Origin of the sequence: Bacillus sp. 22475, from assembly GCF_052044835.1 — a bacterium.
In the GTDB taxonomy this organism is placed as follows: domain Bacteria; phylum Bacillota; class Bacilli; order Bacillales; family Bacillaceae_G; genus Bacillus_A; species Bacillus_A cereus.
In genome coordinates this window covers 284,049-299,787 of sequence record NZ_JBQENW010000006.1, presented here as the reverse complement: position 1 = coordinate 299,787, position 15,739 = coordinate 284,049, and the positions used below count along the sequence as shown (strand labels likewise).

Here is a 15,739-nt window from a genome sequence, read left to right as displayed (position 1 = left end):
AAGTGCTTCGACTGACCCTTCAGCTAAAGGTTGTTTTAATTGTTTATTTGAATCTTTTTTCATGGATGGACGCCCCTTTTTCTTAGATTGAAGGGCATCAATTCCTTGTGTTTCGAGCTGTTTTTTCCAAACAGAAATCGTTGAAGGGGCAGGAATATTAAAGATAGCTGCTGTCTCAAATAAGGACATACCGTTTTCAATCATAAAGTTTAGTATGTCTAGTTTAAATTGTTGTGTGTAATTTGTACATCGTTTTAGAAAAGCTTCCAGACCATTCTGTTTATATTGGTTTACCCAATTCAAAATGATTGTGTCACTTATACCGAGCGATCTACCCATTTCTCGATAACTTTCATTTCCGTTCAAATAACGTAGAACGATTTGTATTTTTTCATCAGCTGTAAATTTAGCCATAGAAAAACTGCACCTCCAATTGTTAGACTGTGTCTAACAATTGGGGTGCAGTTCAAACGCCAACTCTTTTTTTATTTATTCTTGTCAGACTGTTATATCTTCCTTCTCTATATTTTTTATTCCGTAATATGCAATCACCACACCAATCACTGCAAATGCGAATTGAAGAGGAAGAAAGGTCGCTATAGGAAATATTGGTGGGTTATTAATTGCGATTAGCACAACGATAATAGACGAAACAATAGTAGTTGGCACTGAACGTTTACGCATTCCGAAGTATAGAGGAATTAAGCTTATTCCCGCAGTGGCAATGGCTAAAGGAACGAGATTTATCCCTTCTTGAATCAATTGATCTACTGCGAATGAATTAGGAAGAATCGAAAAATAACTATCTATTCCAATGAAAATTCCCACTACAAAAATATTAGATAGAATAACTGTTATGAATGTTAATATTGCTGTAATAGCCAACTTACTAATCATTATTTTCTTTCGATTAATTGGATAAGAAAACATCAATAATATTGTTTTGTTTTTATATTCATCAATTATTAACTTAGCTATTAGTACAGCACCAAAAATAATAAATGTTGCTCTCACTATTGAACTAGCCATTAACAAAATCGCCTGCGGATCTCTTATTTCTGGATCTCCCTCTATTTGAGAAACGATGCTAACAAAAATCAATAATGCCAGTATAGCAAGATTTGCAATTACTGCTCTCTTCACGTACCAGCCAAGTTTAATTTTCTTCAGTTCTAGCTTCATAAGACGTAGCATGATGGTCCTCCTTCCCTTTAAAATTTAATCAATATAAATTGCCCCTTTTTTACTTAAAATCTTCACTTCGTTTTTTGCATCACCAATAGTTCCTTCTTTTATTTTTTCTGTACTTTTATCTTTCTTAAATCTTTTTAAATCCACTATTACGTCAGCCGAATTACTTTTAGCCATAAGCTTCAATGATGCTGGGGCACCTTTATACCGTACGCCAATATCCCCTGATTTTGTTTCTACAAATAATGATTTTCCTTCTGTCATATCTTTCAGTAATACTTCCCCAGATGTTGAAGTGATGTTCATATTTTCGTTTTTTACATTTTTTACATAATTATCACCAGTAGTGGAAGTTATATTTACTTCTTGTAATGAACTATCTTTTAACATTAAATCTCCACTTTCGGATGTAAATTCACCCTTCTCTGCCGATAGTCCTGTAATCATTCCATCTCCAGATTTTCCTCTTGTCACGATGCTTTTTACTACTATATCGTTTATTTTCACATCACCCGATTTATTATTTAATACAATTTTATCTATTTCTTTCTTCGGAATAGCTATAGATATACTATTTTTCTTCCTAAACGTAAAACCATAAAAAAATCTGTTCACCTTTTGTTTTTGCTTAATCACAAGTTTATTTTCATCATTTTCTATTTTGACGGGATCTATCTCTTTATCTGCTTGTTCACCTTGAGCGGAAATTACTATTTTATTAGCGTCTGTACTTTTAAATTCAAGATTCCAGTTTTCAATGTCTACTTCTATTGCTTTTATATTATTTATCTCAAAAGACTTTTCTTTCTTAAAATCTTTCCCCTGAAATACCTTAATACCAAAAACTACACTAGCAATTGTAATGAATAATATTGCAATTACTATTATTTTTTTCACCATTCATACCCCAGTTCGTTTTTTGTTTTAAGCTTGCTTCACGCCACATCGATCTTGTCGATTTTACGAAACGATAGATAACTAATGAAAATTCCTAATAAACAGAGCACGATTGGGATAGCTATAAAATTAAACAGACTTACTTGACCGTTTCCAGGACCAAAGTTACTACTAATTATCATTCCGATTATTACTGCAGAAGTAATTGTTGTAGGTGTCGATTTCTTTCTCATCCCAAAAAATAAAGGAATTAAACTTATACCAGATATCATAAATGCACTTATAAAAGTAGTTGGAACGATAGATATTATTTCACCTATCGTAGCTGGTGTTTCAATCAGTCCCATCATTGGACTCACAAAATATACAAGCAAACTGATACTGAAAGTAGCGATAATCGTGCTCACAAAACAAAAACAAAAAACAATTGTTAATTTCGCTCTCATTAGCATTTTTCGTTGCAATGGGTACATAAATAGTAGTTGCATTGTTTTGTTCTTATACTCATCAATTACTAAACGTGATAAAATGACCGAACTAAAAATAATGAATGTTATCCTAATAAAAGTGTTTATTAAAACCATTTGTTGCGTGAAGTCAAAGAAGAGCACGTCTCCCTCGGCTTTAATTCCCCACGCCATAAGGCTTACTGCAGCGAAAATTGCTATAATACAAATTGCTACCCCTTTAAAGTAACTAGATAATTTATGTTTCTTCCATTCGAGCTTCATTAATTTAAACATATAAATTACGCCTCCATTCTTTATATACCTGTCTCTACGCTGCTAACATTCTAATTCCAGCAGTAACGAAGCTTAACATTCCTATCACTAGTACAATGAACAACCATTTCCGCTCTGGTTTTCTATAATATAAAATTCCACTTATTAGCATTACGATAAATCCACTTACCAGATTCAGCCACAGTCCATTAAGCATGAATACCTTCTCCATCCATTACATTTAAGAAATATTCTTCTAAGGAACTATGTTTTTTATTAATACTTTCAATTTCCACATCGTTCATAATAAGTGCTTTTGAAATGGCTTGCTGTGTCACCGCCACTTCATAAACCCGAATCATGTTTCCGCTCATTATTTTGTAATTTTTTATACCAAGTTTATCCTCTAAAATATAAGCTGCACGTTTCACATCAGGAACAGTAATTTCAATATACTCTGTTTGTTTTCCGTTAATACTCTTCATTGAAACTTCTTTTATTAGTTTTCCATTTTGAATCACACCAATTGTATCCGCCATTAGTTCCATCTCACCTAAAATATGACTAGAAACTAATAATGTAATGCCATATTCTTTGCAGAGCATTTTAAATAAGTCTCGTAACTCTTTAATGCCAATTGGATCTAAACCGTTAATTGGTTCATCTAAAATGAGCAATTCTGGCTTTGTCACGATTGCCCTTGCAATACCGAGTCGTTGTTTCATTCCTAATGAAAAATCTTTTACTTTTTTATTATCTATCCCGTGTAGTTTCACTAAATGTAAAGCATGGTCAATTGCATTTTTATCGTAGTAGCCCATATATTCACAATGCAGGTCTAAGTTTTCTTTCGCCGTTAATTTATCATAAAAGATTGGGTATTCAATAATTGTCCCCATTCTTTTTAATACTTCATAAGATGTATCTGTTAATTTCTCACCGAAGATTTCAATATCACCACTCGTCGGTTTTATTAAATTTGTAATCATTTTCATAATCGTTGTTTTACCAGCACCGTTTGGTCCTAAAAAACCGTAAATTTCTCCTTTTTTCACATGCATGTTAACACTGGAAATAACTTCTTTCCCTTTAAACACTTTCGTTAACTGGTTTGTTTTTAATATATATGTCATGTTACTTTCCCCTTTCGCAATACTCTATATTTCTATAATAGACAACGGAAATCTCTTTTTTCTTACCCGTTTCTTACAAATTCCTTACGCTGAAAAAAAGCTTGTAGAATCTACTGCTCTACAAGCTAAAACTGCATCTTTGTTAATACAATTGTAAAAATTGTTTTTTCATACGGTTTACTAGAAAGGTGAATTTTTCCGTCCATCGCTTCCACAAGCCGTTTCGTAATCGTTAATCCTAGACCGCTTCCTTGGTACAATCTATTTCTTGAATCTTCAAGTGTGTACATACGCTCAAATACTTTATCAATATGAGATTCATCAATCCCTTTTCCTTTATCCCATACGTCTATATACACACTCGTTTCATCATCTCTTAACGTCATACCAAGTGCCTTTCCATCGTCTCCATATGTAATCGCATTTGATATTAAATTATTCAATACCCTACCTAATACTTCTACATTTCCAAGTGCGTATATATTTCTTTCTGGTATATCAATATGAACCTGAAAACCTTTCGTCGTCACTAGATCATAAAAAGATAAAATCTTCTCGCGGCAAACTTCATTCATATTTACTTTTGTCATTTCAATTGCTTTGTCACCAGATTCTAATTTTGCCAAGTCAAAAAACTTATGAATTAACTCCATCACTTCTAGTGTTTTCGTATGCACTTTTTCAAGTAATATTTGTTGTTCTTCTTTATTTATCGTTTTATCCTTATTTAACATTTCTGTATATCCAAGAATAACTGTTAGTGGTGTTTTCAAGTCATGCGAAATATTTGAAAGCATTTTTCTCATCGAAATTTCTACTTTTGCATGATCTGCATTCGTTTTCTGTTTTGCATCTAATAATTGATTAATTGCCACTAATAATTTTTGCAATTCTAGATCATCTGTCATAACGAGTAACGTCTCGCCTGTTTTGTCATTTACAATACTTTCTAACTTTTCATATGTGTATCGTAAATTTTTACTACTATTTTTTCTCATTCTATATTGCATATAAATAACACATAACAATATAAAAATAATACCTATTAACAAATTGACCATATTACATCACTTCCAACTTATAGCCGATACCCCATAACGTTTTAATATATTCTGGATTAGATGGATCACTTTCGATTTTCTCACGCAATCTTCTCATATGAACATTAATAACGTTATCATCACCGTAATACTCTTCATTCCAAACTAACGTATATATTTGCGCTTTTGTAAATACACGATTTTGGTTCTTTACGAATAGCTTTAAAATCTCAAATTCTTTTAAAGTAAGTTTGAGAGGCTTCCCGTTTTTTTCAACTGTAAAATTAATTGGATCAATTGTTAAATCACCAATTTGAATCATTTTTTCTATTGTTTCTGTAGCCGAGTATTTCGTAGACCTCCGAATCCCTGCTTTTACACGTGCAGCCAATTCAATCATAGAAAACGGCTTACAAATGTAATCATCTGCTCCAAGTCCTAATCCAACAGCTTTATCAACATCTGTATCTTTTGCCGACATCATTAAAATCGGAACCGCACTTTTTTCACGAATAATACGTACAACCTCTAATCCGTCTAACTTTGGCATCATTATATCAAGAATCACTAAATCAAAAGATGATTTAAAAAAGGCTTGCACCCCTTCTTCTCCGTCAGACGCAATCGTAACTTGAAAGCCTTCCTTTATTAAATACTTTTCCACCATCTCTTGAATTGAAATATCATCTTCAACTAATAAAATATGATGTGACATATGTCTATCCCCTTTTTTACAAACATTAACATATCAATTGTATCGCAACGAATGAATGCTGGAAACAATTATATGAATTTTCAAACCAACTTCCCTTCCTTCCTTAACAATGATATGATGAAATTCACTACGATTGTTCATAATTAACTTTATATAAAGGAGACTTATCATGTCAGAGAATAAAAAAGTAAGCTTAGCTGATTTAATGCGCGAACAACTTGCTAAGAAAAAGCAAGGAAATGGAAATGGTCAAAATGCAAAAAATCAAAACCAAGAAACGAAAAAATTACAAAACCAACAAACAAAGAAAACAAACAACCAACGTAGACGTACAGGTGTGTAAATGAACGGACAAAAACGTTCTAATATCGCTCCTGGTCTTAAAGTTGATATTGTATTAAAACAAGATCAACGAACAGGCAAATTAACACGTGGAATTGTAAAAGATATTTTAACAAACTCCCCTTCCCATCCGCATGGCATTAAAGTGCGATTGCAGGACGGGCAAGTCGGTAGAGTACAAAATATCGTTCAATAAGAAAAGGAGCTCAAGTAAACTCGAGCTCCTTTTCTTTATTAACCTTTAATTTTCTCAATGAAAACTACTTTTAAGTAGTCTCCTTCTTTAAATTGATCAATGGTACGGAAATCTTCTGGTAAAGAATGTTCTTCTAATATTTTATATTTGCCATTCATTTCTTTAAAGGCTGTATCGATAAAGCCTTTAAACTTTTTCATATCGAATGCGCTACAATTTGTAGAAGCAACGATAATACCGTTATTTTCTGTAATAGCAATTGTTTCTTTTAATAAATTTTTATAATCTTTTGCTGCACTAAATGTATATTTTTTTGATCGGGCGAAGCTTGGAGGATCAAGTACAACCATATCAAATTTCATCTTTTTCTTCGCTGCATATTTGAAGTAAAGAAATACATCTTCTACAATAATATCTTGTGCTTCATAATCAACTTCATTGACACTAAACTGCTCAATTGTTTTACTTAAACTACGATTTGCAAGGTCAACACTCGTCGTTTTACTCGCTCCGCCCAGCGCTGCAAATACAGAGAAAGCACCTGTATAAGAGAACATATTTAACACTGTTCTTCCCTTTGCATATTTATCACGAATTTGTTTTCGAACGTTACGTTGATCTAAAAATACACCAACCATTGCCCCGTCATTTAAATAAACAGCGAAGTTCACACCGTTCTCTTTTACGATAAGTGGAAACTCACCGCGCTCTCCTGCTACGAAATCATCACCTTCAATGTATTTCCCTTTCGTATCAAAACGCTTTTTCTCATAAATGCCTTTAAAGTTTGCTACTTTTTGAAGAGCTGCTATAATCTCATCTCTGAAAGTGTAAATCCCTTCACTATACCAACTTACTACGTAGTAGCCGTCATAGTAATCGATAATTAATCCACCAAGACCATCACCTTCACCATTCACCACACGGAATGCTGTCGTATCACTTGATTTATAAAATTGTTTTCGTTTATGTAAGGCAGATTTGATTTTACTTTCAAAGAAAGATTGATTAATTTGTTCACTCTCTTTTCTCGTTAAAATCCAGCCGTATCCTTTATTTTGTTTTCCATAATAACCTTTTCCGACAAAGTTGTTCTTCTCATCTACTACTTTGATGATTGTCCCTTCTTCACGAACATCGTTTAAATTTTGAATTGCATCTTTTAAAATAAGTGGGTATCCACTTTTAATTTCTTTTATAAATTTCGGTTTTATTTTTATAGTTACTTCTGATCGCATATAATAACTTCCTTTCCATTTGCATGCTTTCTCTATAGGAAGCATTTAAAAAACGAGCCTGAAAAAACAGCCTCGTTTCACTATACCATATTATTGCTTTGCTAGTACAACTAGCTCATTCTCGCACTTAACTGCCACATATTTACTACGTTTTGAAATAAAAATCTCACTGTCCAAAATAATAGAAAAAAACTTATATATTTCACATTTATCATTGACATTGATAATGATTTTCATTATCATTTAATGTATATGAGTTCTTGAAAATATAGCTACATTTATAGGAGGAATAAACATGATTATTGTTACAAATACAGCTAAAATTACAAAGGGAAATGGACATAAATTAATTGAGCGTTTTAATAAAGTAGGTAAAGTTGAAACGATGCCAGGCTTTTTAGGTCTAGAAGTTCTTTTAACGCAAAATACAGTTGATTATGATGAAGTAACAATTAGCACTCGCTGGAATGCAAAAGAAGATTTCCAAGGTTGGACAAAGAGCGCCGCATTTAAAGATGCTCACTCACATCAAGGCGGGATGCCAGAATATATTCTTGATAATAAAATTGCTTACTATGATGTAAAAGTTGTACGTATGCCAATGGCTGCAGCACAGTAAAAACAGTTCTTTTTTTAAGTATAGAATATGAGAAGCGTTATCTATCACTCCTCATATTCTATACTTTTTTCTTTAATTTCTTTTTACTAATTTTGCGTGTACAACTAGCCTTCCAGCCTCTGGATCAAGCGCATAGTCACAAGTAGAAAGTGTTACAATTTCATCATTAGCCGTCAATTCCGTATCCGTTTTGTACAGTGATTTTTCTTGAATTTCCTTTAAGAACGATGTATATGCTGCATCATTTTCAAAATCCGTTTCAATGTAATAAAAGTCCGTTGTTGTCGTGTATACTGAAAAAACTTCAACGTCGTATCCTTCAAATAATGTATCGTAATATAATTTACGATGGGACATGAAAAAGTCTTTGTCCAACATCTTTTTTAAACTACCAAACATAGAACCGTCTTTCATACGATGACCATATAAAATCGTATTGCGATTTCGAGATTTCACATCATTACGATGGTCCATAAAAATGCTGCCCGCTCTCATATCTTCACCTTTATAATTACGAAATAAATAGTAATCATTATCTTTTGCTTGAACGATTGGATAATTAATTTGTGTATCATCCATCGTAATCCATCCGACTATCTCTGGATTAATTTTCTGGAGATCCTGAAACTGTTTACGTACCTCTCCGTCTTCCGATTTTTCTTCCATTGGACTTCTTTTATAAATATGTTGTGCCTCAGCCATTACTTTACGATTTTCATAATAATCCATGAAAATCCCGCCCAACTCATACATTGAATAGAAAAAGATTCCTAAAAATGCAATTGTAAGTATGCGTTGAAAAAAAGAATTCTTTTTCCGTCCTTTCTTGCTATTCAAATTATCACCTCAAAACGGATTATGCTCAGCCTTTAGATTCCCATAGGTACCATGTACAATCCGGTATCTTCATCCTGCTTTACAATGACATCTACACCATATATTGCTTTAACCATTTCTTCTGTTATTACATCATTAGGATTACCTTTCGTAATGATCTCTCCATCTTTCATAACGATAATATGGTCGCTATAACGAATGGCTTGATTAATATCATGTAATACCATTACAATCGTTAGCCCATACACTTCATTTAACTCTTTCACTAACTCTAATATTTCTAGCTGATAGTAAATATCTAAATATGTTGTCGGTTCATCTAAGAAAAGCATTGGTGTATTTTGAGCTAATGTCATTGCGATCCAAACTCGCTGCCTCTCTCCACCAGATAAAGCATAGATTGGCTTATCACGCTTACTTTGTAAATTCGTACATACTAGTGCGCGCTCTATCGCTTCTCTATCTTCATCTGTTTGCGGAGAGAAAATATTTTTATATGGCATACGCCCAAAGCTTATTAGCTTTTCCACTGTAATATCTGCTGGAGCCTCATTTTGTTGATGGACAACTGCTAGCTTTCTAGCAAACTCTTTCGGTTTATATTCACTAATCGCTTTCCCATCAAGTATTACTTCTCCACTGCTAGGAACGTGATTTCTAGACATGACACTAAGTAATGTTGATTTCCCGCATCCATTCGGGCCGATGATTGTTGTAATTTTCCCAATTTCTATTTCACTACTAACAGACTTTAAACGATTTGTTACGTTATCGTATGAAAAGGTTACATTTTTAATTTCCATGAACTTTATCACTCTTTCTAAGCAAGAATATTAAGAATGGACCACCAATAACCGCCATAATTGTTGCTGCTGGAATTTCGTTAGGTGGCACAATTAACCTTCCAATCGTATCCGCCGTCAAAATTAATAACGCCCCTGCAAGAGCAGAAAATGGAATTAATACTTTATGGTCTGAACCGACTAATTGTCTTGAAATATGCGGAACTAGTAATCCTACAAAAGCAATAACACCTGCAATCGCTGTTGATACTGCCGCTAAGAGTACTGCAATGGCAGAAATAATAAGACGAACTCTCGTCACATGCAAGCCTAAGTTTTTCGCAGTCTTATCTTGTAGCGATAATAAGTTACACCAAGCTCCTACGAACAGAGCAAGAATAAGACCAAGCGTTCCATAAGTTACCATTATTTCTACATCGCCCCACGTCTTCATTGTTATGTTAGAAGTCATCGTTTGCTTAATACTCTTAATAAAATACCCACAAATCGTAACGAATGATTCATTTAATCCAGTAAACATCGCATTAATGGCAATACCAATTAAAATAATGCGAAGCGGGCTTAACCCTGACTTCCATGAAAACGAATAAACGAGATAACACGCAAACGCACCACCTAAAAAGGCGAATACGGGTGTCCAGAAAAAGAATTGCGGGAACAACGTAATAATAACGAGTGTCATACAACTAGCTCCTGAAGATATACCGATTACCCCAGCATCAGCGAGTGGATTCTTCATAACAGCTTGAAAAAGCACCCCTGAAACAGCAAGAGCCGCTCCAGTGAACAGCGCAATAATAATACGGGGGAAACGTAAATCTTTAATGACTTCAACATCTTCATTCCCACCTGTAAATATCCCTTGTACAAGTTCAACAATACCTACTTCTAAACTCCCTTTCATCGCTGACAATGATGTCATAACAATGAGCAATGCAGTAACAATGAGGAAACTCCAAGTTTTTTTATTCATTCTGCTCTTCCTTTATATTAAAATGCATCACGGATACATCATTTTTTTCAATTCATCTAATGCTTCAATTGCTGCTAAATTGCCTGTCGTTCCAAATAAACGCTCTTCTAAATCGTAAACACGGTTATTTTTAACCGCAGCAAAGTGTTTCCAAATGTCATTTGTTTTAAATTCTTTATCAAACATTTTTACAACTTCATCAGGCATACCATGAGCTGCTCGTAAAATAATATCTGGATCAGCTTTCTTTAAATACTCTGTATTAGAAGCTAAATATTCTACTTGTTCACCTTGCACAATATTTTTACCACCTAGTTGTTTCACTAAATCTCCAATATAAGAATGCTCTGTTGCTACTAAATAACTGCCCGGCACACCTAATAAAATAAGCACTGTCGGTTCTTTCTTTCCTTTTACTTCCTTTTGAATGCTAGCAACCTTTTTATCTAACTTAGTTACTACTGCTTCAGCCTGCTTTTCACGTCCATATTTCTTACCTAAATCGCTAATAGAACTTTGCATATTTTTTAAACTCGTTAAATCTAAAAAGTTTGCTTTCATACCCACACCATCAAAAACTGGCTTTAATTCATATTCAAGTGTTGTCACAGATAACACTTCTGAAGGCTTTAATGACTTTACCTTTTCCATATCTGGACTCATTGGATTCCCAACTTCAGGTAAACCTTTATATCGCTTCGGTAAAGTTTTAGAACTTGTTGGAACGCCGACTAAATCTACTTCTAACGCATCCATAATTTCAGTAACAGCCACTGTTGTTGCAACAACGCGCTCCTTACTCTCACTCTTTACCTGCTCTGCTGTTTCTTTTTTTGGTGATGAGCACCCTGCTATACTCATTAACAAAATAATAGTCATTAGTACACTTACGATTTTCTTCACTCTCAATCACCACTCCCTTCCATACAATATGAAACAAGTCTTGATGCACACGAACATGCATCAAGACTCCAAAAATTACAATCTACCTGCTCTATATTTACGAACTAGTAAAGCAAGTGAACCTAGCAGTAACACCATGTATAAACCAAGTTGTGCTGTATCTGCAGTTTTTGAGTTTTTCTCTTTTTTCGAATCATTTTTTGTATCTTCTTTTTTCTTCTGACCATCTGCATTTCGGTTAAAATCAGGAGTACCTACTGTTTTTACATTATCTACTTTCGGTGTAGTCACTAGATTTTTCGGTTCATTTTTCGGTTCCTCTTTAATAGTTCCTAACGCGCCGATATTATTTGTATCAAATTGAATTTGTACATCGTAGAAATGATGGTAGTTCATCTCATCGATGTCTACCTTTACTTTTGCGTTTAATTTTTTAAATAGATCTTCTACTTCAAACTGTACTACTCGCGTATTTGCATTTTTATCTTCGCTTACTACTTTCGCATCAGCGAATAGTTCCTTGTTTTCCGTTTGGAATTTCGTAATCCACGCACTATTTTTCAGCGTCATCTCAATGTATTTTTTACCATCTTTTACGATTAATTTCGCTGGATTTACGACATAGTCATTCATCTTTGAAATCTCATCTGTTTTATCTTTTAATACTTTAAATGTAATATCATATTGGCCATCTACTAAATTTTTCGGATCAACTATTACTTTCGGGTTATTATTTCCACCTTGGTTTCCATTCCCACCTTGGTTTCCATTCCCACCTTGGTTTCCATTCCCACCTTGGTTGTCATTCCCGCCTTGGTTGTCGTTTCCACCTTGGTTCCCTAAAGCTTTAATACTGTCTTGATCAAATACAAATTGAACATCGTAGAAATGGTGATAATTCATTGAATCAATATCTACTTTTACTTTTGCATTTAATTTTTTAGACAAATCGTTTACTTCTACTTCTACTACTCTTGTATTTTGTTCTTTATTTTCACTTAACACTTTTGCATTAACGAAAGAACCATTCTTCTCAAATTCAAATTTCGTAATCCATGTACTATTTGTTAATGTAAACGATACGTATTTCTTACCATCTTTTACTTTTAATACACCTGGGCTTTTTGTGTATGTGTTCATCATTGAGATTTCATCTGTTTGATCTTTTAACACTTTAAAGCCAATGCTGTATTCACCATCTTTAAGAGCTTTTGGATCAATTGTTGTGTTATTATCTTGGTTGTTGTTTTCACCTTGGTTGTTGTTTTCACCTTGGTTGTTGTTTCCACCTTGGTTGTTGTTTTCACCTTGGTTGTTGTTTCCACCTTGGTTGTTGTTTTCACCTTGGTTATCTAACGGCTTAATGCTACCTTTATCAAATGCAAATTGAATATCGTAAAAATGGTGATAATTCATTGAATCGATATCTACTTTTACTTTTGCATTTAACTTTTTCGATAAATCTGGTACTTCTACTTCCACTACGCGTGTATCAGCTTTTTTATCTTCACTTATTACATTTGCATCAACAAACGAACCATTTTTCTCAAATTCAAATTTTGTAATCCAAGAACTGTTCGTTAACGTAAATGATACATACTTCTTACCATCTTTTACTTTTAGCACACCTGGACTTTTTGTATATGTGTTCATCATTGAAATTTCGTCTGTTTGATCTTTTAATGCTTTAAAATTGATGCTGTATTCACCATCTTTAATTGTTTCAGCATCTGGTTTTTTATTTTCATCTGGTTTTTCTACTTCTGGTTTTTCTGCTTCCGGTTTTTCTACTTCCGGTTTTTCTGCTTCCGGTTTTTCTACTTCTGGTTGTTTCTCTTCATTTTTAATTTGTTCAAGTTTATCTTGTTCAAATAAAAGTTGTACATCATGCGTTTGCTTATAATTTCTTGATGCCATTTCGATAAATACTTTTGTATTTAGTTTTTTAGATAAATCGTTTACTTCAAACTCTACTACTCTTGTATCTTTTTCCTTATCCTCACTCACTACTTTTGCATCAACAAATGCGCCATCTTTTTCCGTTTGGAAATTTTTAATTAATGAGCTACTTTTTAGTGTTACAATTGCTTTTTTCTTACCGTTTTCTACTTTTAATACTCCTGGATTTACCATGTAAGTATTCATCTTAGATTCTTCATCTGTTTGATCTTTTAACACTTTAAATGGAATGCTGTACGCACCATCTGTAATTGTGTTAGAATTTGGTTGTTGATCTGGGTCAGGCTTTTGGTCGGGCTTCTGACCTGGATCGGTAGTTTCATTTGGATCTGGCTTATTAGCTGGGTCCTCTTTTTCATTTGGTTTTTCTACATGAATTGGTGTAATGCTATTTTGATCAAATGCAATACGAACGTCGTACTCATGATGATAATTTAAAAAATCAATATCTACTTTTACTTTTGCATTTAATACCTTCTCTACATCTTCTACATCAAATTCTACTACTCTTGTATCTTTTTCTTTATCTTCACTAATTACATTTGTCGCAACTAGCTTACCTGCTTTTTCTGTTTCAAACTTCGTAATCCATGAACTATTCGTTAATGTAAAGGATACTTTCTTTTTCCCATCCTTCACTTTTAAAGTTCCCGGACTTACTGAATATTGATTCATCATCGATTCTTCATCTGATGTATCTTTTAAAACTTTGAAGCCAATTGAATATTCACCGTCAGCCAACTTAGTAGCTGCTTGAACTGCAAGTGGTTGTAATGTTGATACGAATGTAAATATCATTAAAAACATAGCAACAATAATTTTTGTATAACTGTTCAATGGAACGACTCTCCCTTTTGAAAATTATTTAATACTGTTCCCATCAAATACAAAGCGAATATCATACGAAGCATTATAATTAATAATTGGAATATTAATTTTCACCTTGCCATTTAGTTTTTTTGACAAGTCAGCAACTTCAAATTCTACAACTCTAGTATTATCTTTTTTGTTTTCACTTAACACGGTTGTTTCTACAAATTGACCATCTTTTTCTACTTGGAAACTTTTAATAGAAGCACTATCTTTCACTTTAAATGAAACATATTGTTTTCCATTTTTAACTGTTAATGTTGCTGGGCTTTCAAAATAACTATTCATTCTAGACGATTCATCTTTATCGCCTTTCCATACAGTAAAAGCAATATTATATTTTCCATCAGCTAGTTTTGTAGCAGCCTTTGCATCTTGTACACCTAGTGTTGTGATAAACGTAAATAAAACAGCAAATACGGCAATAATCATTTTAAATTGTTTAAACATATATTCATCACCCTTCAAAAGATTTATTTACTCAATTTCACTTTACGAATTAAGAAAGCACCTGAAATAAGAATTAACGCTGCAAACAATCCAATACTTGCTTCATCGCCTGTTTTTGGGTTATCTGTTTTTTCAGCTTTTCCATTTTCATTTTTTGTTTCTTTGTTCGCTTCTTTAGCTGTTTCCTTACTCTCTACTTTTGTTTTCTCTTCTTTTACTTGTGTATCTGTTTTCGCTTGATCATTATTTTTTGTTGTAGCAGCTACGCCGTTATCGCTACCTACAGCTTTTACATTTGCATCAAAAGCAAAACGAATTGTGTAGTGGTGGTCATAGTTTGCATTCGGTACAACAACATGAATTTTTACAGCTGCTGGTTTGGATAAATCATCTACTTTAAACTCTACTGTTCTTTTATCTGCCGATTCATCTTTACTAACAACTTTCGCATCAACAAAATTCCCGTTCTCTGGTGCTTTAAATTCTGTAATCCAAGCACTATGATTCATTGGAACTTGTACTCTCATCTCACCGTTTTTCACTATTAATTTTGCTGGCTTTTCAAAATAGTCATTTGCCATTGAAGCTGAATCATTTTCCGCTTTTTGAATTACGTAATTAATATCGTAAGTACCATCAGCTAGTTTTGCTGATGCATTCCCGTATGGCATTACAAGAAAAGCTAGCATACATACGAACGTTATAATAAAAGCGGGTAATACAGAAACCTTTTTCATTTTTCTTGTTTCCTCCTTGGTTATCTTTCACTTCACTTTTTAAAAATGATAATTATTCTCAATTTATAAGAAAAAAAATAATCTCTTCTACCTATTATTTAATTAGCATTCTTT

19 protein-coding genes are annotated in these 15,739 nt (G+C 33.3%); 3 read left to right on the top strand and 16 right to left on the bottom strand.

The genetic code is table 11. From position 1 onward, the window contains the following. From ACTJJY_RS13190 to ACTJJY_RS13155, 8 genes are all read right to left on the bottom strand, one after another. On the bottom strand, positions 1-414 hold a 414-nt coding region (locus ACTJJY_RS13190), incomplete at its 3' end, for a transposase (protein WP_440605686.1). An 84-nt stretch (positions 415-498) separates the two neighbouring features. Continuing rightward, entirely contained in the window at positions 499-1,194 is a 696-nt protein-coding gene (locus ACTJJY_RS13185) for an ABC transporter permease (RefSeq protein WP_440605685.1), read from the bottom strand. 24 nt (positions 1,195-1,218) lie between these two features. Beyond that, positions 1,219-2,091 (bottom strand): DUF4097 family beta strand repeat-containing protein, encoded by an 873-nt coding sequence (locus tag ACTJJY_RS13180; RefSeq protein WP_440605684.1) that lies wholly within the window; start codon positions 2,089-2,091, stop codon positions 1,219-1,221. A 35-nt stretch (positions 2,092-2,126) separates the two neighbouring features. Then, positions 2,127-2,831 (bottom strand): ABC transporter permease, encoded by a 705-nt coding sequence (locus ACTJJY_RS13175; RefSeq protein WP_071740102.1) that lies wholly within the window; start codon positions 2,829-2,831, stop codon positions 2,127-2,129. A 34-nt stretch (positions 2,832-2,865) separates the two neighbouring features. After that, complete coding sequence (locus tag ACTJJY_RS13170; RefSeq protein WP_000931813.1) at positions 2,866-3,027, bottom strand: hypothetical protein; 162 nt, start codon at positions 3,025-3,027, stop codon at positions 2,866-2,868. Beyond that, positions 3,020-3,943, bottom strand: coding sequence for an ABC transporter ATP-binding protein (locus ACTJJY_RS13165; protein ID WP_440605683.1), 924 nt, complete (start codon positions 3,941-3,943; stop codon positions 3,020-3,022). Before ACTJJY_RS13165 ends, ACTJJY_RS13170 begins: the two co-directional genes overlap by 8 nt. A 125-nt stretch (positions 3,944-4,068) precedes the next feature. Next, positions 4,069-5,004: a HAMP domain-containing histidine kinase gene (locus ACTJJY_RS13160; protein WP_061660443.1), complete on the bottom strand. Its 936-nt coding sequence runs from the start codon at positions 5,002-5,004 to the stop codon at positions 4,069-4,071. A 1-nt stretch (position 5,005) separates the two neighbouring features. After that, entirely contained in the window at positions 5,006-5,698 is a 693-nt protein-coding gene (locus tag ACTJJY_RS13155; protein WP_075719095.1) for a response regulator transcription factor, read from the bottom strand. Positions 5,699-5,867: 169 nt separating this feature from the next. On the opposite strand from ACTJJY_RS13155, the gene ACTJJY_RS13150 reads away from it, so the two are divergent. Next, positions 5,868-6,041, top strand: coding sequence for a hypothetical protein (locus ACTJJY_RS13150; protein WP_001293576.1), 174 nt, complete (start codon positions 5,868-5,870; stop codon positions 6,039-6,041). After that, a complete protein-coding gene (locus tag ACTJJY_RS13145) occupies positions 6,042-6,236 on the top strand; it encodes a YwbE family protein (RefSeq protein ID WP_098096612.1) in 195 nt (64 codons plus the stop codon). Positions 6,237-6,274: 38 nt separating this feature from the next. Here the strand turns inward: ACTJJY_RS13145 and ACTJJY_RS13140 are convergent, their stop codons facing one another. Beyond that, on the bottom strand, positions 6,275-7,474 hold the full coding sequence (locus tag ACTJJY_RS13140) for a class I SAM-dependent rRNA methyltransferase (protein WP_053563583.1): 1,200 nt from the start codon (positions 7,472-7,474) through the stop codon (positions 6,275-6,277). Between the two features lie 295 nt (positions 7,475-7,769). Here ACTJJY_RS13140 and isdG point away from each other — a divergent pair, with 295 nt between their 5' ends. Beyond that, positions 7,770-8,093, top strand: coding sequence for a heme oxygenase (gene isdG / locus ACTJJY_RS13135; RefSeq protein ID WP_000587818.1), 324 nt, complete (start codon positions 7,770-7,772; stop codon positions 8,091-8,093). Positions 8,094-8,165: 72 nt separating this feature from the next. Here isdG and srtB read toward each other — a convergent pair whose 3' ends face one another. From srtB to isdC, 7 genes are all read right to left on the bottom strand, one after another. Then, on the bottom strand, positions 8,166-8,930 hold the full coding sequence (gene srtB, locus ACTJJY_RS13130) for a class B sortase (protein WP_440605682.1): 765 nt from the start codon (positions 8,928-8,930) through the stop codon (positions 8,166-8,168). 32 nt (positions 8,931-8,962) lie between these two features. Further along, positions 8,963-9,733 (bottom strand): ABC transporter ATP-binding protein, encoded by a 771-nt coding sequence (locus ACTJJY_RS13125; RefSeq protein WP_000403765.1) that lies wholly within the window; start codon positions 9,731-9,733, stop codon positions 8,963-8,965. Continuing rightward, positions 9,723-10,706, bottom strand: a complete 984-nt coding sequence (locus ACTJJY_RS13120) for a FecCD family ABC transporter permease (RefSeq protein ID WP_440605681.1) — start codon at positions 10,704-10,706, stop codon at positions 9,723-9,725. Before ACTJJY_RS13120 ends, ACTJJY_RS13125 begins: the two co-directional genes overlap by 11 nt. A 27-nt stretch (positions 10,707-10,733) precedes the next feature. Beyond that, a complete protein-coding gene (isdE, locus tag ACTJJY_RS13115; protein WP_440605680.1) occupies positions 10,734-11,615 on the bottom strand; it encodes a heme ABC transporter substrate-binding protein IsdE in 882 nt (293 codons plus the stop codon). 69 nt (positions 11,616-11,684) lie between these two features. Then, positions 11,685-14,405, bottom strand: a complete 2,721-nt coding sequence (locus tag ACTJJY_RS13110) for an NEAT domain-containing protein (protein WP_440605679.1) — start codon at positions 14,403-14,405, stop codon at positions 11,685-11,687. 24 nt (positions 14,406-14,429) lie between these two features. Further along, the gene (locus tag ACTJJY_RS13105) at positions 14,430-14,888 is read right to left on the bottom strand and encodes an NEAT domain-containing protein (RefSeq protein WP_440605678.1); all 459 of its coding nucleotides are present in this window, start codon (positions 14,886-14,888) and stop codon (positions 14,430-14,432) included. Between the two features lie 23 nt (positions 14,889-14,911). Continuing rightward, the gene (isdC, locus tag ACTJJY_RS13100; RefSeq protein WP_440605677.1) at positions 14,912-15,625 is read right to left on the bottom strand and encodes a heme uptake protein IsdC; all 714 of its coding nucleotides are present in this window, start codon (positions 15,623-15,625) and stop codon (positions 14,912-14,914) included. Between the last annotated feature and the right edge of the window lie 114 nt (positions 15,626-15,739).